Consider the following 20,201-nt stretch of genomic DNA (forward strand, 5'->3'; position numbering starts at 1 on the left):
TCCGAATGGCCTGGTTTAACAGAATTTCCGCATAGCTGACCGCTGTAATGGCTCCTTCGTAGGCCTCTTTAAATAGCCTCTTTGGTTCTTTACCCGGTTCTATTACCCCTTCAAAGATCTGGTCGAAGTTAATTTGCTCGGACATCTGGTCTCCTCCTTTCGTCCCGGCAATTAGTAATTCTGGCAAAGGGCGGTTTCGAAGTCTTCAGCCACCTGACGGTGCACGCCCAGCTTCCAGGTGCGGTATTCCAGGGCGCTGAGCATCTTCTGGGCGGCCACCATGGGATCCATTTCAAAGATAAAATAGCCGCCGTAAACGTCGCTGGCGATCTGGGTCAAAATACTGTAAATCAGGTCCGAGCCCTCTACGGGCGGCATGGCGCCCACATGGACCGGTGCCCCCATGGCCACAAACCAGGAACCGATGGAAACGGCCTTGCCGCTCATGGCTTCTGGAGCCGAGGCGATGAAGGGTACCTTCGGTGTATCTACGCCCATGGCGTTGGCCATATCCATGAGCAGGTCGGAGCAACGGGTATTGTCCACACAGGAACCCATGTGGAAGATAGGCGGTAGCGATGTGCTCAGGTTGGCCTTTTCGCTGATGCGGGCCAGGAAGGCCTTCAGGCCGTCACCGGCCAGTTCCATGGCTTCGGGGGCCAGCAGGCCCAGTTTGGCACAACCCTGCATGGCACAGCCGGTACCGATGACAAAGACGTTGTTTTTGATCAGTTCCCGGGCAATCTTCTCGTGGGTATCGTCCTGGAAGCGTTTCAGATTGTTGCATCCACACAGCAGGGCCACGCCCTTCAACTGCCCGTCCAGGATGGCATCGGTCAGCACCTTGACCGGGTTGTCCGGGTTGACGGTCTTGAACAGCTCATAAAGGGCCTCCAGGCTCCAGCCGGCCACCACGGTGTTCTTTACGTTGGGGATGTGCACTTTATTGGGATCCCGCTGCTTGTAAGCGTCAATGGCCAGGCGGATGGCATTCTTTGCCTGCTCCATGGCCCTGGCAGCCTGGTAGTCCAGGTGATAGGAACCGGGGATCTTCGCCAGGGGCGAAGTGGTAATAATCCGGGTGTGATAGCATTCGGCCACCGTCCGTATGGAAGGCATGATGCACTGCACGTCCACCACCATGGCGTCGATGGCCCCGGTGGTAATGGCCAACTCCTGGGAGGCAAAGGAGGTGACCAGGGGTACGCCGTGTCTCATCAACACTTCGTTGCCGGTGCAGCAAATGCCCACCAGGTTGATGCCGGCGGCTCCGGCAGCTTTTGCTTCATCCTCCATTTCCCGGGCGGCCTGTACAATTATATCGGATAGAACGGGGTTATGGCCGTGCAGGACAATATTCACCTTGGCTGGATCCAGTACACCCATGTTGGCGGTACTGACCACCGGTTTGGGTGTGCCAAAGAGCACGTCGGACAGGTCGGTGCCCACGTGCATGCCCACATAGTCGGCCAGAGCCACCCGCAGGGCGTTGAAAATAATGTTTACCGGGTCGTTGTCCATGCCAATGTGGGCTTCGGTAACCAGGTTGGAAATACTGTTATATACCCCATGGGGCATGATGTCATGGGTGCGGAATTTTTCCAGCCGGCCGGGGGTGACGGTGGTCTTCACCCAGGTGGACTCGCCCTGGCCCGCCAGGCGGCTGTAGTCCGCCAGGGCAGCTTCGGCTACTTCCCTGGCCAGAGTCCGGTCATCCTTCCCTTCCACTTCCAGGCCAATACGCCTGGCAATCCGGTGCAGCTTTTCGGCATCCTTGATGGGGTAGTCGGGAGCATGGCCCTCCGCCCATTCCAGCAGGGTTTCGGCTATATGATGGGCGTGCTCGCTATGGGAAGCGGCACCGGTGAGCAACTGTACTCCCACCCGGCGGGCGACGATGGTCCATACGGAAGCGCCGCAAATACCCTTACTGGCCGGCCCTTCATCGGCCTTAATGCGGCACGGTCCGGCCATACAGACGTGACAGCAGATACCTTTGTAGCCAAACTGGCACTGGGGCTGCTGGGCTACTGCCCGGTCAAAGGCAGTGATGATGCCATTTTCTTTGGCCACATCAAGCATTTCCAGGACCGCCGGGTCTACGGATCTCTTAATTACCTTGGGATCGACAACCCGGGGCGCATCCGAAGGCCGGCTGGTGTGGCTGGGATCTCTAAACCTTGGCATTACTTTAACCTCCTTGGTTAAAATATTGACTGACTAACCATGGCCGGGGGCCACTGCTCTAATCTCTCTACAACCCCCGGTTCTCCCCGGTGGGAGTCTTCTGTAGTATCATGTTAAATTCTGGATATTATGGCTGTCTGGCCCACCGTTTCTTTTTAGGGTTGGCGCGATGATGAACTTTAAATCCTCACAAACAGGACACCTCTCCCCCACCTGTAATGCATTGATCACCTTCCTCTCTCCGGATTTTTTCGTAAACCTCCTTCATTCCATCCAGCAAATCTTTCCCTGTATTTTCAGGGCTTGGTTCCATGGAGTTTTCCCAAATATATTCATTGAACTTAACAAAACCCAGAATGTCTTCTGGGGGAAAACTCTGCCTGATAAATTCCTGTTCCCGGGACGAGCGAATCTTGTTCCCAATGATCTTCACCTTTTTTATGCCCAGATCGGTGGCCAATTGTTTAACCAGGTGAGCGGTATTTACACTGTTGCGGCTGGGTTCCACCACCACCAGCATCAGATCCACTCCCCTGGCCGTACCACGGGACAGGTGTTCAATGCCTGCGCCCATGTCCATGACCACCACTTCATTGCTGTCCAGAAGCAAGGAAGAAATCAGGGCGCTTAAAAAGGTGTTTTCCCGGCAATAACATTCCGACCCGCCTTTTTTGATGCCTCCCATCCGAATGAACCGGATGTTTTTATATTTGTAACTGTATTCATCAAGAGCATCGTCTACTTTGGGATTCAGGGTATAAAAAGCACCTTCCCCTGTTTTGGCCCGGATGAGGTCCCTCATTTCCACCACGGGTTTCAACCGGGTGGCAATCTCTTCGGGAATGCCGATGGCCGTAGCCAGGCAGGCATCCGGGTCCGCATCAATGGCATAAACCATTTCATGGGTTTCGGCAAAGGACTGAATCAGTGCGGCAGCAATAGTAGTTTTACCGACACCGCCCTTTCCGGAGATAGCCAGCTTCATTTTTTTTCACCTCTAAAATGTTATCTTGATGCATAAACAACCGGAAGGATATTCGGTTTGCCGGTATAAAGGGGCTTTATTCCGGGTGTTTATTTCTACAATGCCCGGGGCAATTCCTGCTCTATTCCTTTATATTTTTAAAATTTTGAAGTTACTATTTCGACGTTACATTTAATTTTCCTGCCGGCAAAGAGAAAATTTTGAACTGATGAAGCTTTGGATTTAGATCATGCTGCTTTCCGGCGGGGTGGAGTGGTTCTCCCTTTGTTTTAGCTGTTCCTCCAGATGGGCAATTCTCTTGCGCAATTCCTCCACTTCCGATCTGGTTACCAGTCCCAGATCATCGCGCAGGCCGTTCAGTTCCCGGCGAAGGGTATTTGTAATATGGTCCTTTTCCCGCTCACCCTTATCCACCAGGTCGTTGAGCATTTTCCGGGCCTCTTCCCTGCTTACCTGTCCCTTTTCGGCCAGCTCATCCACAATCTGTTCCAGTTTTTCCCTGGTGACAGCCAGGGCACCGAGTCCTGCCAGGAAAAATTTTTCGGCTAATTTAAACATGTCCGTTCACCTCCATGATGTTACCAGTATATCACTTTTGGCTAAAAATATTGATCCCCAGAAAATTTTTTAACTTTAATGTTTAAAACGTATATTAAGTACAGGCGGCGGAAATAATATGAATACTCCGCTTTGGTGAGTTCTATCTCTCCCCGTCCAGCGCAAGCTGGACTTTTTTCTTTTTAGAAATAAACAGTTTTTCGAAAATGTCAGGAGATATTTTTTGAGCGACAGCTATCCAAACCCTCTTGACGTGTTAATACAAAAAGAGTATAATAAACGTTGTATCACCCGCGGGATGTGGCGCAGTTTGGCTAGCGCGCTTGCCTTGGGAGCAAGAGGCCGGGGGTTCAAATCCCTCCATCCCGACCAGTTAGACTGCGGATATCTGCATGGAGGGGTTCCCGAGTGGCCAAAGGGAGCAGACTGTAAATCTGCCGGCTGACGCCTTCGCAGGTTCGAATCCTGCCCCCTCCACCAGGTACTGGGTCATAGCCAGACGGTGAGTAGCGGCCTTGAGGCCTGCCATGTATTGGCTCCAGTCCAGCTGCTGTAATTAAATTACGGGGATTATGACCTTCTGTATATGGGCCGTTAGCTCAACTGGTAGAGCAGGCGACTCTTAATCGTCAGGTTGGGGGTTCGATTCCCTCACGGCCCACCAGATAAGGCTTTCGGGGTTCTGGGGCAGGCGGTTTACGACAATCTTACGACAATGAGAAACGCTACTTTTTCCCTTCCTTCGCGGAAGGGTTTTTCTTTTGCCCGAATACGTATATCTGCTACTATAAAAAAACTGATCCATTTTTGACCCCTCTGATATTGTCAAACTGATCCACCCCGGGGATCCCTGTGGATAAAATGGGCCCGTCTGCCTCTACCTGGCCGTAGCCCACGCTCTCCACGGCCTGGCAAAAAGCCTGCACTACGACAGCCCGGTCACCGGGAAGGTCACCATTTTCAACCACAACCCATTTTAGCGGTCGGCCTAAAAGCCCGCCGCTGATTATTGCTCCTGCTGACAGGATATGGTATACTGAAAATGAGGTGAAGTCCAATGGCAATCGAACGTCTTGTTGAAGAAATTAGAAAACTGAACCCAAAACAAAAAGAAGAGCTATTCCGCAGGCTGGGAATCGCCCCTCCTAAAATGGAGAAAGAAGAATTGCGCGGTGGTCCTGATGACCCTCTGGCAGAATTAATCGGCATGTTCAAGGGGCCGGGTACCGGCTCCCGCAGGTACAAGGAGGATCTGTATGGGGGCGAAAGACCTTTATAAGCTGTTCATTGATACTGGTGCATTTATTGCCCTTGTTGATGAACATGATCCCCTGCACCAGGCGTCTCAAGCCTTTTATACCTCGTTAAGCAAGCGTACAAACGTGATTACCAGCCTGATGGTTGTCTCAGAAGCCTATACCTGGTTGCGCTACCACGCCGGTTATCATCTGGCCACCCGGTTTCTTGATATCATTGACCGGTCGGAGAGCCAAAGTATTAAAAGTAATTCTCCCGGACAAAGATACGAAAGATAAGATCCAGGTGATTCTCAAAAAATACCGGGATCAGGATCTATCTTATACCGATGCAGCCAGTTTTGTAATTCTGGAAACCATGAACATTCATGATGTATTTGGTTTTGATTCCCATTTTTACATTATCAAGCGAAACCTGTGGCCATCCCTGGGAACAATTTAAGCGGCCGGCCTGGGACAAGGTTGCTGACAGGATATGTATTTCCTGTTAGGGGCAATACATCTTTTAAGCCGTCAGCCTGGTTTATATGCTTGGACGGTTAATCCCCCTGATTCTGGTGCGTTTTTTTACGTTGCCTGCCAGGCCCGCATCCCACACCGGGCGATAACCCCGGCCGGTGCTACCGGGTATGCGGTAATGCCGGACGACACCCTGTACGCGTTTCTTGTCCAAAGTGTTTCCCCCCCTCCTCTTCTCCCTTTTGTCTATAAATATTTTGCCTTACCCAAAAAAATTTATTTTGAAAACTCTTGCAGGAATTTTTCCACCATCGTAGAAAGATTAATAGACCATGTTCAATAAAAGGGGGAGGTTTTCTTGGCGGCGGCAGCACCCAAAAAGTTTAAATTTAATTATGTCATTAATCCCGAATTATGCATGTCGTGTGCGGCCTGCGAACTGGAGTGCCGGGACGGTGGCATTTATATCGACGACACGGTACATTATAATATCAACCTGGACAATTGTACCCGTTGCGGCCGTTGTTTTCGTGCCTGTCCGTCCGGAGCCATCAGCAGGGTGAATAATCCTTAAGGGGTAAGTTACCCGGCCGAGGTGAACAGACGACCACCACCGGGGCGGGGTGAGCTGTCATACTTTTAGTTTTTTTATTATAGGGAATAGTACGTGGTAGGGAATAGTACCTGGAAAGCTTCAGGCTCTGTGGTCTGGAGCTTTGTTTTTGTGGTGGTGAGATTATGAACATCAGACAACTGGAGGCCTTCCTTCTGGTGGCCGAACTGCGCAATTTTACCCGGGCGGCCGGTTTGCTGGGGACGACCCAGCCGGCGGTAAGCTTTCAAATCAAGGCGCTGGAAGAAGACTTGCAAGTAACTTTGCTGGAACGCAATGAAAAGAAGGTCATTCTCAGCGAGGCCGGGCGCCTGCTTTATCCGGAAGTAAAACAAATGTTGCGTCATTACCGCAAGATCCGGGCGGTGACCGAGGAGTTGCGTGGATTGAAGGCCGGCCATCTGGTTCTCGGGGCCACCGATGTGCCGGGAGAATGTCTGTTGCCCGCTTTGATCGGCGGTTTCCGGGAGCATTATCCCGGTGTGCGCATTACCCTGCGGGTGGGCAACAGTGCCGCCGTTTCCCGCTGGTTACAGGAACGGGAGATTGATCTGGGCGTTTTGGGCCTGGCCGCTGAACTGGAGGGGATACAATTCCATCCCTGGCTGGAAGATCAGCTGGCTTTTATTGTCCCCCCCTGGCATCCCCGGGCCGGGCAGGAAATACCCCTGGAGGAACTGACCCGCGAGCCCTTTATTATTCGTGAAGATGGATCGGGTGCCCGTCAGGCTCTGGAAAATAAACTGGCACAATATAATCTGGTAATGCACGATTTCCCGGCTGTTCTGGAACTGGGCAGCAGCCAGTCCATTATCCGGGCCGTGCGTTCCGGTCTGGGGGTGGGGGCGGTTTCCCTGCGGGCGGCGGAGGAGTTTCTCCAGGCCGGGAAAATTAAAGCGATTACCGTTAGCGGGTTGGAAATCAGGCACTACTTTTACCTGGCCTGGCCGCGGAAAACTGCGAACGGTCTGACCGCCAATACTTTTCGCCATTTTATTCTGGACCGGGATACATGTTCCCGCCTGTTAAAAAGAGAGGGGTCTCTTTAAGCAGAGACCCCTGTAAATCTGCCGGCGACGTGCCTGTACGCGCTTCTTAGAACTGCCCCCGGGTGGTGTAACGGGTATGCAGCAGCTCGTGGGATTTGTGACCCAGGGGTTTTCCCAGAAATTCCCGGTAAAGCACCTGCACGGCCGGGTTTTCATGGGATTTGCGCAGGGGCATTTCCCGGTCCGCATGGTAGATGCCGGCAATGCGTTTGGCCCTGATTTCCCGGTTGGTGGGAATGGGCTGGCCGCCGCCGCCGATGCATCCTCCCGGACAGCACATGATTTCAATAAAGTGATAATCCTTTTCCCCGCTGGTTACCGCGTCCAGTACCCGGCGGGCGTTGCCCAGGCCGTGGGCCACGGCCACCTTTAGTGTGGTGCCGTTTAAACTGACTGCCGCTTCCTTGACCCCCTCCAGGCCGCGCACTTCTTCAAAGTCCAGGGAGGACAGGCTCTGGCCGGTGACCAGTTCGTAGGCCGTACGCAGGGCCGCTTCCATGACGCCGCCGGTGGCCCCGAAAATAACCCCGGCTCCGGTGGAGATGCCCAGGGGGTCGTCATACTCTTCTTCCGGCAGACTGTCAAAATCAATACCCGCCTGCTTGAGCATCTTGCCCAATTCCCGGGTGGTCAGGGCCACGTCCACATCCCGGTAACCGCTGCTGTTCATCTCCGGCCGCTGCGCCTCGTATTTTTTGGCCGTGCAGGGCATGATGGAGACCACAAAGATACTGGCCGGGTCAATGCCCGCCTTTTGAGCGTAGTAGGTTTTGGCCAGGGCGCCGAACATCTGCTGGGGTGACTTGCAGGTGGAGAGGTTGGGCAGCAACTGGGGGTAAAAATGTTCAATGAATTTAATCCAGCCCGGGCTGCAGGAAGTGATCAGCGGCAGTCGCCCTTCGTTTTGCAACCGGTGAATTAATTCGCTACCCTCTTCCATAATGGTCAGATCTGCGGTAAAATCAGTATCAAAGACCCGGTCGAATCCCAGCCGCCTTAAAGCGGCCACCAGTTTACCGGTGACCACGCTGCCCGGCTCCAGGCCGAACATTTCGCCAATACTAACCCTTACGGCCGGGGCAGTTTGCACCACCACATGTTTTCCCGGGTCGGCCAGAGCGGCCCATACTTCCGCCGTCTGGTCCCGTTCGTGAATGGCCGCCGTGGGACAGACCAGGGAACACTGGCCGCAGTTTACACAGGATACATCCCCCAGGGGGGCCAGGAAGGCCGGGGCCACCACCGTATCAAAGCCCCTTTCCTGTACAGAGATGGCGCTGACCCCCTGCACCTTTTCACAAACGGCCACGCAGCGCCGGCAGAGGACGCATTTGCGGGGTTCGCGGATAATGGCCGGGCTGGAGTCGTCGGTATCGTAAGGAGTAATTTCCCCGGCAAAGCGGATTTCCTCCACCCCCAGCTCGGCGGCCAGTTGCTGCAGTTCGCAGTTGGTATTCCGGGGACAGGTCAGGCACTCCTGGGGATGATTGGACAGGAGCAGTTCCAGATTTAAACGGCGGGCCTGTCTGACCGCCGGGGTATTGGTATGCACGACCATCCCGTCGACCACCTGGGCCACGCAGGCCGGCTGCAGTGCCCGGGCTCCCTCCACTTCCACCAGGCACAGGCGGCAGGCACCGATGATATTTAACTCTTCCAGGTAACAAAGGGTGGGGATCCTGATCCCTGCTTTCTGGGCGGCGGTCAGGATGGTGGAGCCTGCTTCCACCTGTACCGGCTGCCCGTCAATGGTTAAAGTGAGCATATCCTTCCCTCCAAACCCTCGCTACAGGGTATAAATGGCTTTGAATTTACATTTTTCCATGCAGGTGCCGCACCGCAAACATTTCTCCACATCTATCCGGTGCGGTTTCTTTTTTTCTCCGGAAACGGCGCCGGCGGGGCAGACCAGGGCGCAGCGCCCGCAGCCGTTGCATTTCTCTGTATCGATGGCATATACGGTCAGTGCCCGACAGACATGGGCCGGACAACGTTTTTCATAAATGTGGGCCTCATATTCCTCCCGGAAATGGCGGATAGTGCTCAGCACCGGGTTGGGCGCCGTTTGCCCCAGGCCGCACAGTGCCGAGGCCTTGATCCCCCGGCCCAGTTCTTCCAGCAACTCAATATCCCCGTCCCGGCCCTGCCCGCAGGTGATGCGCTCCAGTATTTCCAGCATTCTCTTGGTGCCCACCCGGCAGGGAGAACATTTGCCGCAGGATTCGTCCTGCACAAATTCCACAAAGAAACGGGCCAGGTCCACCATGCAGGTATCCTCATCCATGATGATCATCCCGCCGGAACCCATGATGGCTCCCAGTTGGGTCAGGGACTCGTAATCCACGGGCGTATCAAGATACTGGGCCGGGATACAGCCCCCCGACGGTCCTCCCGTTTGGGCGGCTTTAAACTGCTTGCCCCCGGGAATGCCCCCACCGATGTCAAAAATGATTTCCCTTAGTGTAGTGCCCATGGGTACTTCCACCAGGCCGGTGTTATTGACCTTGCCGGCCAGGGCAAATACCTTGGTGCCCTTGCTTTTTTCCGTGCCGATGGAGGCAAACCATTCCGGTCCATTGAGAATAATGGGTGGTATGTTGGCCCATGTTTCCACATTGTTAATTACTGTCGGTTTACCCCAGAGACCTCCCTGGGCCGGGAAGGGTGGCTTGGGCCTTGGTTCTCCCCGCTGTCCTTCAATGGAAGCCAGCAGGGCCGTTTCCTCCCCGCAGACAAAGGCACCGGCGCCCACCCGGATTTCCACATCAAAATCAAATCCCGTACCAAAAATGTTTTCCCCCAGCAGACCATACTCCCGGGCCTGCCGGATGGCCAGATCCAGCCTCTGCACCGCCAGGGGGTATTCCGCCCGCACATAAACATAGCCCTGACGGGAGCCGATGGCATAGCCGCAGATGGCCATGGCTTCCAGAACGCTGTGGGGATCTCCCTCCAGTATGCTGCGGTCCATAAATGCCCCCGGGTCTCCCTCATCGGCGTTGCAGACCACATATTTGGGGCTGCCTGCAGCCTTTGCTGAAAATTCCCATTTAAGCCCGGTGGGAAAACCGGCACCACCCCGTCCCCGCAGACCGGATCTTTTAATACATTCAATCACTTCCTGGGGTGTCATGGTAGAAAGGACCTTTCCTAATGCCCGGTAGCCGTCCCGGGCGATGTACTCTTCCACCGATTCGGGGTTGATGATCCCGGTGTTGCGCAGGGCAATGCGGGTCTGTTTCTTAAAGAAATCGATTTGATCGGAAGTAATGGCTTTCTCCCCGGTATCCGGTGCCTGGTAGACCAACCGCTGGACCACGCGACCCTTTAACAAATGCTCTTCGGCAATTTCCACCGCGTCGGCCGGTTTTAATTGCCGGTAGAAAACTCCTTCCGGATAGACCACTATCACCGGTCCCAGGTCACAGGGGCCCATGCAACCGGTTTCCACCACTTTAACTTCCCTTTCCAGTCCCAGTCTGGCGATGCTTTCCACCAGTGCTTGCTCCACCGACTTGCAGTCCGAGGAGATGCACCCGGCACCGGCGCAGACCAGCACGTGTGATCTGTACAGTTGCATTTCCCTTTAGCCCTCCTACTTGGAAAGAATGGTCCACTCCTTGATGATCTGTCCATGCACCAGGTGTTCCAGGACAATCTCCCGGGCCTTCTGGCTGTCCACGTGGACGTAAGTCACCTTGTCCCGCCCGGGCCGTTCCACTTCCACCAGGGGTTCATAATGACACAGTCCGGCACAGCCCGTCTGGGCGACGGTGACCCCTTTGAGCCCCCGTTTGTTGATTTCTTCCAGGAGGGCGGTGATTACCTCCCGGGCGCCGGCCGCAATACCACAGGTGCCCATGGTGACCACCACCTTTACCTCCTGCTCCCCTTCCCGGATCTGCATTTCTTTCTGCAATTGTTCCCGGAGCTTATCCAGCTCTTCGAGCGATTTCATAATCGTCACCTCCATGTAAAGCCTGGGTAGTTTCCGTAAGATACTGGCGCAGCCAGAGTAATATGGTGGGATGATCAAGGGGGACGCTTTTCAGCCTTTTCCGGATTTCCTGGGTCTCCAGCTTCACCTGCCGCCCGTTAAAGATGTAGGTGTACTTGAAATCCACATGACTGTTACCGGCCAGCAAGGTGCAGATGGTTTGGGCCATATCCCCCAGGGGCGCCCGGTCCACATGATTGTAGGGGAAAGCGGCACAGACCCTGGTTCCCTCCCCGGGTTTGCTTTCAATGAGCATCTCGCCGCCGCATTGTTCCACGGCCGCCCGCAACAACGGGAATCCCAGGCCCACTTTTTTACCGCTTTTGGTGGTAAAAAAGGGGTCCTCCAGCCGGCGCAACACCTGGGGAGACATTCCCCAGCCATTGTCAGCCACGGTGAAACGGCATATATTCTGCTCCGTGTCCTCTTCCACGGTGATGTTGATAGCGGTTGCCCCGGCTTCCAGGGAATTTCTGGCTATATCCAGGATGTGATAGGCCAGCTCTTCCATACATCCCCCTCCTTGAAATGGTCGTTGATGGAATACCGCTTGAAACCGGCAGGGTTTATTTGTTTGAGGACGCCTGACGGTAATTGTCCAGGACCTCTTTCAAGCGGGCGGGAACCAGCCGGGCATGAACATCCTGGTCCACCGTGATTACCGGCCCGAGCCCACAGGCCCCCAGACAGCGGACCACTTCCAGGGAGAACTCTCCGTCATCGGTGGTATCCCCCGGTTTTAAACCCATTTCTTCCTGCAACTGGTTGAGCAGTTGGCCGGCACCCCGGACATAACAGGCCGTGCCCTTACAAACGCTGATCTGGTGTTTACCCTTGGGTTTGGTGGTAAAGAAAGAGTAAAAAGAAACCACTCCATAAACCCGGCTCAATGGAACATTCAGGGTCAGGGAAACTTTTTTGAGCACTTCCTTAGGTAAATAACCGTAGATATTCTGGGCCTGGTGTAAAACCTGGATCAGGGCGCCGGGCTGCCCCCGGTGCCTTTGCAGTAACTCTTCCAGCTTTCGGGTCAATTCACCACCACATGTACATGCCGTTCCCATTTTTATCCTCCTCAAAATAGTCATCGGTTTTCCTGTCATTAAATACTGCCACTATTCTTTTATTTGCGAATATTTCATCCATCACCCCCTTTCCCGGTGACCATGGCATGGTTTTTGCAAAAGCCAGTACAGCTTTCCGGCGGCCGTAAAGTTGTCCAGAGGGGTGGAAAATAGGAGCAGCTGTTCCTTCATAGCGGCCTCAATGGTATCGGGGTTGGGAACCCGTCCTCCGGAAATAATCACTCCGGCCAGCCCGGTCAGGGAGGCCACCGCCACCACATTGCGATGCCTTTGAATGGTGATCCACAGGTTCCCCGGCTGTGCTCTGGCCAGCACGTCACTGAGCAGATCACCACAGTAGGCCCCGGTTATTTCCCGGTTGCCGTCCATGGGTGTGTAGGGGGTTAAATGCAGGGTCTTGATAATTTCTTCCCATGTGTTCAGCTTTCCCCATTCCCTTCCTTGCCCTGTTTCCACTCCCTGCCCATGGCCGGGGGTTGTTTTTGGGCCAGCTCCACCATTTCCGCCGCCAGCAACTGCAGCCGTTCCCGCAGTTCAAAGATACAGTAACTGCGCTGGGCATAGCCCTGGACGATGTCTTCGGCCAGGGCGCGGCAACTGGGTGATCCGCAGGATCCACAGTCCAGTCCGGGGAGTTCCCGGTGGATTTTCTCCGCTTCCTCCAGCCTGGTCAGGGCCAGCTGTACGTCGCCGGCCAGCTTGAGGGCGGGCCGGGGTAAAATGGGGGCATCCAGCCGGTAATAGGCGGTGTCCCGGGGAAAGGTTACGGTTTCTTCCGGGTGGCTGTATGCCTTAACCAGGTTACGCATTCTCACCCGGGCTACGAAGGGGTTTTGCGGCACCAGGGGGCCGCCGATGCAACCGCCGGTGCAGGCCTGGGCTTCCAGGTAATCTATATCCGTGAGACCCCCCCGTTCTATTTCCTCCAGAACACTGATTACGCTGTGTATCCCGTCCACGGCTAAAAGGGATCCTGTTTTTATGGCCTCATTTTCCCCTCCCGTCCGCCCCCAGCCGATGCCCAGGCCCGAGGCCAGGGGATTCAGCCGGGGGGATGATGGTGTTTCCAGCCGCCGCAGGATCTCGCCGTAGATCAGGGACATGGAAATGGCCCCGTCCACATTGGATTTTCCGCTGAAGGGTTGTTTTACCGCCGTTACCTTGGCCGGACAGGGAGTGATGAAAAAGATGCCCACTTCCCCGGGAGAAAGGCCATGTTCCCGGCAGGCCTTCTGCCGGGCCAGCCTCCCGGCAATTTCCATGGGGGATTCAATGGGGATAATATGCTCCAGCAGGCTGTGAAAGCGCACCTGCATCAGCCGGATCACGGCCGGGCAGGCGGAGGAAATCAACGGCCGGGGGTGGACCCCCTTTAAGTACTCCCGGATGGCCCAGGAAACGGCCTCTGCCGCCACCGGCACTTCAAAGACGGCATCAAAGCCCAGGGTTAAAAGGCCGCCCAAAACCACTTCCGGAGGGATTTCCGGCTTGAACTGACCATAAAAGGAAGGGGCCGGCAGGGCAATGGTATATTTATAATCCCCCAGTTTTTCCAGGCCGTCGGTAATGGCCAGCTTGGCCTGGTTGGGGCAAACACGAATGCATTCCCCGCAGTCTATGCAGCGTTCCTCTATGATACGGGCTTTACCTTTGCGCACCCGGATGGCTTCCGTGGGGCAATGTTTGATGCAGTTGGTGCAACCCTTGCATTTTTCCTCATCGAGCCTGACGGAGTGGAAGTATTTTTGCACCAGTTTCTCACCAACTTTACCGGATATTTTCAGGAACTGCGCAGGCCGGCCTGATAGAGGATACCGCACGCCTCAAACATAAACATGGGGGTCTTCAGGAGGGGGATTCCCTTCTCCCGGGCCTGGGCGATTATCTCTTCCCCCGGCACCTTGCCCCGGACAAAAACAATGGCCCGTGCTTCGATCATTTCCGCGATGCGTATAATTTGAATATTGGTTAATCCGGTGAGCAACAGGCAGTCGGGCCGGGCAAAACACAGTGAATCGCTGATCAGATCACAGCCGAAGCCGCCGGTTACCTCCAGTTCCAGACGGTCTTTGCCCCAGAGCACATCCGCCCCCAGCAGTTCACGAATCTTTTTGAGCCTGATGGCTGCCCACCTGCCATAAATAAATTTTAGAGTGAATGGATATGTATTATAATAAATGATTATTGAAATTAATTAGATAATTTTATTAAATGAATAATACACGTTTTCAGAACAGCGATACAAGTCCGGCAATGATTAAAATATCAACATTTGGTGGATATTACACGCTCTTATGCGGTTATTCGCTTGCGTACGAAAAAATTTAATCGGGGAAATTCTCTTTAAAATAATCAAGCCTTGAAATTCTTCCTTATTGTCGGTAGTGACATTTTTTGTCCCCAATGGGTTAAAAAAATCGCCGGAACGGCGAGGGCAAAAGATTTGATTCTGACGTTGATCATCCCGGGGAAAAACCCAAAAGGCTTTTTCGCCGGGGGATCTCGTGTTGTTGGAATGCCCGACCTTCAACCCTTGACCACTCCCAGGGGCTGCAGGCGAACTTTCATTTCCACCAGGTCCTTCTGATCCTCCATGACCTGATCGATGTTCTTGTAAGCCTGCCGGCACTCCTCGGCCACGTCCCCCTTTCTGGCCTTGAACAGTTCAATTCCCAGGGACTGCATGTCTTTAATCACCGATTCCACGGCAATGCGGCGCCTGGCCTCATTGCGGCCCATGACCCTTCCGGCGCCGTGGGAGCAGCTGGAGAAGCTTTCCGGGTGGGCCAGGCCCCGGCAGATGTAGGAGGGGCTGCCCATGGAGCCGGGAACGATGACCTCGCCCACGGCCCGCACCGCCCCCTTGCGGTGAACCATCACCTGCCGGCCGAAGTGTTTTTCCATGGCTGCGTAGTTGTGATGCACATCCAGCTGTTTCCCGCAGGCAAACCCGGGCAGTATGGAGCGGCAGATGTCCAGGACCACGTTCATCATGTGCCTGCGGTTTTCCCGGGCAAACTCCAGGCAATATTCCATGGCGGCCAGATAGTTCTGCCCTTCTTTGCTATCCACGGGCAGGCAGGCCAGCTGCCACTCCCGGGGGATGGGGGAGCCGGACCTTTCATTTAGCTGGACGGCCAGCCGGTTGTAATAATCGGCCACCTTTTTGCCAAAGTTCCGGGAGCCCGAATGGAGCATGATCCATATGAAATCCCGGTCATCCCGCTGGATTTCAATAAAGTGATTGCCCCCGCCCAGGGTGCCCAGCTGATAGCGGGCGTTTTTCAGTTCCTCCCGGATCACCGGTACATCGGGGGCGCGGTCAAACAGAGGGCTGTGCTGGGGCTTCTTGTGGTGATTGAACCCGGTGGGAATGGACCGCTGCACCTGGTTTAAAATGTTCCTTAACTTTGACCGTACATCCTCCACCGTCTGGTTGGTTTTAACAGCCCTTACGCCGCAGCCCACATCCACGCCCACGGCGTTGGGAATGATCACCCCTTCGGTGGCCAGCACTCCGCCGATGGGCATACCGTATCCCTGGTGAACGTCGGGCATCAGGGCTATGTGAAAACGGGCATGGGGGTGATTGGCCAGGTGGCGGGCCTGCTCCATGGCTTCCTCTTCCACCAGCCGGGCCCAGACTTTGATGGGTAATTTTTCGGTGTTAATTTCTCTCACTGCCGTCACCTCTTTTATAGTAAATGTTCAGTGACCACGCTATGGTGCCGATGGTGGCGGTTATACTGAATAATTACTGAAAACAGCCCTCCATCGTCGGACATCAGTCGCCGGGTTTAGCAACCCGGCGCTCACGGGTACCGGGAAGCTATAAATTTCCGAGGCTTTAATCCTGTGCATTTTGACCAAACAATAGCTAAATGCCGGTGAGTTCTGGGCAGATTAAACTCGTTTAACCGCCAGTTGTTCGCCCATTCCGGCAGAAAACAGCAGTTCCCGCGGGCCATGTCCACGGAATATGTTATATTATACCATTTACCGGGCTGCGCAACCACATATATCCCTTTTGTGCCCGAACCCCATAAAATTGTTCTAAATGCACATACTTATTTCAGGCAACGATCCTGTTTCCCGGTTCTCTGCCCGCCCGGGCCCGGTGGGTATGATTGCCGGAATGGACCGGCAGGCATTTATGGGAATCTGCCCCTGAAAACCCAGGGGCGCCTGTCCCGGGGATCGGGCGGGGCGTCGCCCGTCAGGGCGACAAGTGTATTCACAAACATCCTGGTGATGCAAAGGGGGAAGGAACTAATGACCTGGCTGGATGCATTGGAGGATCGGCCCAATCCCGGCATGCAAAGACAGCAGATGTCCTTTCATGTGCGCCAGGCTCAGGATGCGGCCTACCAGATGGGAGTAATGCTCAGCCAGCTGGCCGCCTCCCAGCCGGCCCTGGCCCGGCAGTTCAGCCAGCTGCAGCAGTTAAACGCCCGGGTGGGCGACCTGTTGCAGCAGGTGCAGAAGGAACTGGACCCGCCTGGATAATTCAGGTGGGTGTAGCCGGCCCGGCCGTACTGGATGGATGCAGGGGGAACTGATTTACCCGGTAATAAATGGGTTGTTTCAGGTCGAACAAAACACCGCATCGGGCCGGGTGTGTTTCAGGTTGCCTTCCCATTTAACAAAGCGAGCGGATGCAAATGGGAAGGAACCGGTGCTCGCTAAAGCCTTCGTTCCTGAGGAGGCTTTTTCTTTTTGGCTTCAGCAGCATTCACTTTTCTCCACATTACCGGCAGGAGAATTGATTAGCCCGTTGAAGTATCATCTTACAAACCGGGCCGGGATATTTTTAACCAATCAGACCAGGGAGGTATTGCCATGAAAAGTAAAATTGCGGAAGCCACTGGCTTACGTTATCCTCCGGTGGCCATCATTCTGACCAATGACAGGCCGGAAGGGGCGTTACAGTTCAAGGAAGGGCGCTGGGGTTGCGTGGGGGCCATGTTTATGGCCGCGGCCAGGGGACGCACGGCGGTATTTGACCGGAAAACCTTTGGCTGCCTGGGCGGCGGTGTTGGCCTGGGGTTTGGCAACCAGTACGTGCATTTTCCGGGAGGTATTGAATATTTTATTTCCACGGGCAATAAGGAGTTTTTTAAGACCTGCAGCAGCCACATGCGCACCTCGGCCGCCCTGGAAGAAGGCGAGGGTTACTTCAAATCACCGGAAATTGCCAAAAAATTTGTGGATGCCCTGCCTATGACCGACGTACCCACCGAATATGTGGTCTTTAAACCTCTGGATCAGATGGGTGAGGAAGAAAAGCCCGAAATTATTGTCTTCCTGGCCAATGCGGATCAACTTTCCGCCCTGGCGGTACTGGCCAATTACGACCGGGGGGCCGGACAGAGCGTGATCGTACCCTTTGGCGCCGGATGCCACACCCTGTTTATCATTCCCTATAACGAGGCCAGGTCTGAACAACCCCGGGCCGTTATCGGCCTGACCGACATTTCCGTGCGCAAGCACATAGATAAGGACCTGCTTTCCTTTGCCGTGCCCTATAAGATGTTCCGGCAAATGGAAGCCAATGTGGAAGGCAGCTTCCTGCAGAAGGAAACGTGGCTGAAGGTTTTGGAGAGGAGCAGGTAACGGAAATAAAGACTATGGTCCCACATGTCGTACTGTCCCGGATCTAAGCGCCCTTCCCGCCATTCTGGGCTTGCCGGGCCTGCTGTGTTTTGGTCAGCAAGCATACCAGTGTGGCCACCAGGGACAATAACATGGCCACCAGGTAGGCATCCTGCAGTGCGGATAAAAACGGGTTTAACCCTCCCGTATGGAAAACCTGGCGGGCGGACAGTACCGCGCCGCCCAGGGCAATACCCAGAACCATACCCACATTGCGGGTGGTGGACAGGACACCACCCGCAATGCCCAGACGGTGCCTGGGTACCGCACCCATCACAGCGCTGTTGTTGGGAGACTGGAACAGGCCGGTGCCCAGACCAAACAGGCTTAAGCGCCAGGCCACATCCGCCGGTCCGGCCGGCTGGCCCAGGTCGGACAGGGCCGCGGCGGCCAGAGTACAGATTAACGAACCCAGGAAGGCCAGCCCCCGCTGGCCAATTTTATCGGACAGAGCACCGGCCAGGGGGGCGACCACCAGCACGGTGAGGGGGAAGGCGGTCATGGTGGCACCCGCCCGGCCGGCGGAATAACCCATTAACTGCTGCAGTAAAAAGGGAGTTAAAAACACTATTATATATTGGGTCATGAAATTTAACAGGGCGGCCCCGTTGCCGGCGGAAAATGTCCTGTTTTGAAAGAGCTTTAAATCCAGCATCGGTTCATCGATACGTTTTTCCAGCCGGATAAACCAGACAAGCAAAACCACTGCGGCCAGGCCCAGAAGCAAAATGGGCCATGACCAGTTGAGGGCCTGCCCCCGGCTGGCGAACAAAAGCAAAGCGCCCAGTCCGAAAAAGGCCAGCAGGGACCCGGGCCAGTCGAATGCCTGGCGCTGGCGGCTCTGTACATCGGGCAGGATTTGCCGGCACCAGAAATATGCGGCCATGCCGATGGGGATGTTTACGTAGAAAATGGCCCGCCACCCCAGGGTGTCCACCAGCAGGCCACCCAGGGTGGGGCCTAAAGCCAGCCCCAGGGCAACGGCCATGCCGTTCATGCCCAGCGCCCTGCCCCGCTCATTGGGTGGAAAAGAGGCGGTGATAATGGCCGGGGACATGGCCATGGTCATGCCGGCCCCCGTGGCCTGCAACGCCCGTAAAAATACCAGCCAGCCAAGACCGGGGGCTAATCCGCACAGGGCCGAGGTGGCCACAAAAACCAGCAAGCCAACCAGGAAGAGCCGTTTGAAGCCCCAGATATCCCCCATGCGGCCGAAGGAAAGCAAGAAGCTGCCCAGTACCAGCAAATAGGACATGGATATCCAGCCCACCGTAGCCGGATCTGCGCCAAAGAATCCCCCTATGGCCGGCATGGCAATGTAAACGATACTGGCATCGATGGGGCCCATAATGCCTCCCAGAAGGACCGCGGCCAGGATATACCATCTCCTGGCGTATTCCTGAGACTTGTCCATAATTGACACCCTTCCAAATTGATACCCCTCCAAAGGAATGAATGCAAAATTTTACAGCGGCACGACAATACCCCGGCCCGGGTTATGCCCAATGGGTGGTGCCTCCCGGTCACCCGGAAGTTTCAGCACAAATTATTGAAAGTGAAGCCCTTCCGGGCGGCCTGAAAAAAGCGGCACAGGGTATGATCCGGTTGTTTTTGCCATTGCTGAGTATAATCTGTTAACTTCTACAACCAGCCTTTTTCCAGCCAGTAGCGGTATTCCCAGTCCCACCTGTCCCTGCGTTTAATGATTACGTTCCGGAAATATTTGCGTAACCCCTCCTGCTCCCGGAGTTGCTCCGGGAATTCTTTTTTTTCTTCAATTGCCCGGGCCAGGGTGACCCCCAGGGCCCTCGCCTGCCCCAGCGGTTCCGCATCCGCCGGTATGGGCCCGTCGTCCAGGACGCAGGCCACCCGCCCCACGCTCTGCGCCCCCAGCCGCTTCAACAGCAACTCCAGATAGTCGGCCGTTTCGTCCTGGCCGGAGCCCCCGGCCGTACTCACCACCGCCCCGTATTTACCCAGCAGGCGCTGGCAGTGAATGGCATTACCCAAACGGTCAGCCCAGGTCTTGAATTGAGCTGTGACATGATAAATGTAGACCGGGCTGCCCAGCACCAGCCCGTCGACAGATAGTATCTTATCAAATAGCGAATTAAAATCGTCCTTCTGGACGCATTCCCCCAGGTGGTGACAGCGATCACAACCGAGGCAATAGTTTAATTTTAAACCCGTTAGATCAATATACTCGGTATCCGCCCCGACCGATTGGGCGCCGGCCAGCACTTCTTTAAGTAACTGTCCGGTTCGGCTGTTGTTTTTCCTGGGACTACCACAAAGGGCCACGATTTTCATATCCCGCCGGTTGCCAGGACGACAACCGGCTTCACCTCCTTTTCTTACGA

General features: G+C 55.0%; 22 protein-coding genes and 3 tRNA genes. 10 read left to right on the plus strand and 15 right to left on the minus strand.

Translation table 11 applies throughout. The annotated features are described in order from the left end of the window. Positions 1-171: 171 nt before the first annotated feature. The 3 genes from cooS to GFC01_RS01565 form a co-directional block, all read right to left on the minus strand. Complete coding sequence (gene cooS, locus GFC01_RS01555) at positions 172-2,187, minus strand: anaerobic carbon-monoxide dehydrogenase catalytic subunit (RefSeq protein ID WP_152944893.1); 2,016 nt, start codon at positions 2,185-2,187, stop codon at positions 172-174. Positions 2,188-2,374: 187 nt separating this feature from the next. Next, positions 2,375-3,172, minus strand: coding sequence for an ATP-binding protein (locus GFC01_RS01560; RefSeq protein WP_152944894.1), 798 nt, complete (start codon positions 3,170-3,172; stop codon positions 2,375-2,377). Positions 3,173-3,394: 222 nt separating this feature from the next. Next, a complete protein-coding gene (locus tag GFC01_RS01565) occupies positions 3,395-3,730 on the minus strand; it encodes a phasin family protein (RefSeq protein ID WP_152944895.1) in 336 nt (111 codons plus the stop codon). 294 nt (positions 3,731-4,024) lie between these two features. Between GFC01_RS01565 and GFC01_RS01570 the strand changes: the two genes are divergently transcribed. The 6 genes from GFC01_RS01570 (at position 4,025) to GFC01_RS01595 (ending at position 5,428) form a co-directional block, all read left to right on the plus strand. Next, positions 4,025-4,102: transfer RNA gene (locus tag GFC01_RS01570), tRNA-Pro, on the plus strand. Between the two features lie 22 nt (positions 4,103-4,124). After that, a tRNA-Tyr gene (locus GFC01_RS01575) sits at positions 4,125-4,210 on the plus strand. A gap of 108 nt (positions 4,211-4,318) precedes the next feature. Beyond that, positions 4,319-4,394: transfer RNA gene (locus GFC01_RS01580), tRNA-Lys, on the plus strand. Between the two features lie 393 nt (positions 4,395-4,787). Further along, a complete protein-coding gene (locus GFC01_RS01585; protein WP_152944896.1) occupies positions 4,788-5,009 on the plus strand; it encodes a hypothetical protein in 222 nt (73 codons plus the stop codon). Next, positions 4,987-5,265 (plus strand): type II toxin-antitoxin system VapC family toxin, encoded by a 279-nt coding sequence (locus GFC01_RS01590; protein WP_152944897.1) that lies wholly within the window; start codon positions 4,987-4,989, stop codon positions 5,263-5,265. Before GFC01_RS01585 ends, GFC01_RS01590 begins: the two co-directional genes overlap by 23 nt. 7 nt (positions 5,266-5,272) lie before the next feature. Next, positions 5,273-5,428 carry a hypothetical protein gene (locus GFC01_RS01595; protein ID WP_152944898.1) on the plus strand — a complete coding sequence of 52 codons (156 nt, stop codon included), beginning with the start codon at positions 5,273-5,275 and terminating at the stop codon, positions 5,426-5,428. An 81-nt stretch (positions 5,429-5,509) separates the two neighbouring features. On the opposite strand, the gene GFC01_RS01600 is transcribed toward GFC01_RS01595, so the two are convergent. Next, positions 5,510-5,659: a hypothetical protein gene (locus GFC01_RS01600; protein ID WP_152944899.1), complete on the minus strand. Its 150-nt coding sequence runs from the start codon at positions 5,657-5,659 to the stop codon at positions 5,510-5,512. A gap of 144 nt (positions 5,660-5,803) precedes the next feature. On the opposite strand from GFC01_RS01600, the gene GFC01_RS01605 reads away from it, so the two are divergent. After that, complete coding sequence (locus GFC01_RS01605; protein ID WP_341473693.1) at positions 5,804-6,019, plus strand: ATP-binding protein; 216 nt, start codon at positions 5,804-5,806, stop codon at positions 6,017-6,019. A gap of 164 nt (positions 6,020-6,183) precedes the next feature. Beyond that, positions 6,184-7,107, plus strand: a complete 924-nt coding sequence (locus GFC01_RS01610; protein ID WP_152944900.1) for a selenium metabolism-associated LysR family transcriptional regulator — start codon at positions 6,184-6,186, stop codon at positions 7,105-7,107. Positions 7,108-7,153: 46 nt separating this feature from the next. On the opposite strand, the gene GFC01_RS01615 is transcribed toward GFC01_RS01610, so the two are convergent. The 9 genes from GFC01_RS01615 to GFC01_RS01655 form a co-directional block, all read right to left on the minus strand. After that, positions 7,154-8,872 carry an NADH-dependent [FeFe] hydrogenase, group A6 gene (locus GFC01_RS01615; protein WP_152944901.1) on the minus strand — a complete coding sequence of 573 codons (1,719 nt, stop codon included), beginning with the start codon at positions 8,870-8,872 and terminating at the stop codon, positions 7,154-7,156. A gap of 21 nt (positions 8,873-8,893) precedes the next feature. Beyond that, positions 8,894-10,687 carry an NADH-quinone oxidoreductase subunit NuoF gene (nuoF, locus tag GFC01_RS01620; RefSeq protein WP_152944902.1) on the minus strand — a complete coding sequence of 598 codons (1,794 nt, stop codon included), beginning with the start codon at positions 10,685-10,687 and terminating at the stop codon, positions 8,894-8,896. 15 nt (positions 10,688-10,702) lie between these two features. Then, a complete protein-coding gene (locus GFC01_RS01625) occupies positions 10,703-11,065 on the minus strand; it encodes a (2Fe-2S) ferredoxin domain-containing protein (protein WP_152944903.1) in 363 nt (120 codons plus the stop codon). Then, positions 11,040-11,615, minus strand: coding sequence for an ATP-binding protein (locus GFC01_RS01630; protein ID WP_152944904.1), 576 nt, complete (start codon positions 11,613-11,615; stop codon positions 11,040-11,042). Before GFC01_RS01630 ends, GFC01_RS01625 begins: the two co-directional genes overlap by 26 nt. A 55-nt stretch (positions 11,616-11,670) precedes the next feature. Continuing rightward, a complete protein-coding gene (gene nuoE, locus GFC01_RS01635) occupies positions 11,671-12,168 on the minus strand; it encodes an NADH-quinone oxidoreductase subunit NuoE (RefSeq protein ID WP_152944905.1) in 498 nt (165 codons plus the stop codon). An 81-nt stretch (positions 12,169-12,249) separates the two neighbouring features. Next, the gene (locus tag GFC01_RS01640) at positions 12,250-12,645 is read right to left on the minus strand and encodes a hypothetical protein (RefSeq protein WP_341473694.1); all 396 of its coding nucleotides are present in this window, start codon (positions 12,643-12,645) and stop codon (positions 12,250-12,252) included. After that, on the minus strand, positions 12,609-13,940 hold the full coding sequence (locus tag GFC01_RS01645) for a [Fe-Fe] hydrogenase large subunit C-terminal domain-containing protein (protein ID WP_341473695.1): 1,332 nt from the start codon (positions 13,938-13,940) through the stop codon (positions 12,609-12,611). Before GFC01_RS01645 ends, GFC01_RS01640 begins: the two co-directional genes overlap by 37 nt. A gap of 29 nt (positions 13,941-13,969) precedes the next feature. Beyond that, the gene (locus tag GFC01_RS01650) at positions 13,970-14,272 is read right to left on the minus strand and encodes a transcriptional regulator (RefSeq protein WP_341473696.1); all 303 of its coding nucleotides are present in this window, start codon (positions 14,270-14,272) and stop codon (positions 13,970-13,972) included. Positions 14,273-14,715: 443 nt separating this feature from the next. Next, a complete protein-coding gene (locus GFC01_RS01655; RefSeq protein ID WP_341473697.1) occupies positions 14,716-15,870 on the minus strand; it encodes an RtcB family protein in 1,155 nt (384 codons plus the stop codon). 591 nt (positions 15,871-16,461) lie between these two features. Here GFC01_RS01655 and GFC01_RS01660 point away from each other — a divergent pair. Both GFC01_RS01660 and GFC01_RS01665 read left to right on the plus strand, forming a co-directional pair. Continuing rightward, the gene (locus GFC01_RS01660) at positions 16,462-16,695 is read left to right on the plus strand and encodes a hypothetical protein (RefSeq protein ID WP_152944906.1); all 234 of its coding nucleotides are present in this window, start codon (positions 16,462-16,464) and stop codon (positions 16,693-16,695) included. A gap of 333 nt (positions 16,696-17,028) precedes the next feature. Beyond that, positions 17,029-17,802: a DUF169 domain-containing protein gene (locus tag GFC01_RS01665; protein ID WP_152944907.1), complete on the plus strand. Its 774-nt coding sequence runs from the start codon at positions 17,029-17,031 to the stop codon at positions 17,800-17,802. Between the two features lie 43 nt (positions 17,803-17,845). On the opposite strand, the gene GFC01_RS01670 is transcribed toward GFC01_RS01665, so the two are convergent. Together GFC01_RS01670 and GFC01_RS01675 are read right to left on the minus strand one after the other, a co-directional pair. Beyond that, complete coding sequence (locus GFC01_RS01670; protein WP_152944908.1) at positions 17,846-19,255, minus strand: MFS transporter; 1,410 nt, start codon at positions 19,253-19,255, stop codon at positions 17,846-17,848. A 227-nt stretch (positions 19,256-19,482) separates the two neighbouring features. Next, on the minus strand, positions 19,483-20,151 hold the full coding sequence (locus GFC01_RS01675) for a flavodoxin family protein (protein WP_152944909.1): 669 nt from the start codon (positions 20,149-20,151) through the stop codon (positions 19,483-19,485). Positions 20,152-20,201 lie beyond the last annotated feature (50 nt).

The organism is Desulfofundulus thermobenzoicus, from assembly GCF_009428905.1.
Lineage (GTDB): Bacteria > Bacillota > Desulfotomaculia > Desulfotomaculales > Desulfovirgulaceae > Desulfofundulus_A > Desulfofundulus_A thermobenzoicus.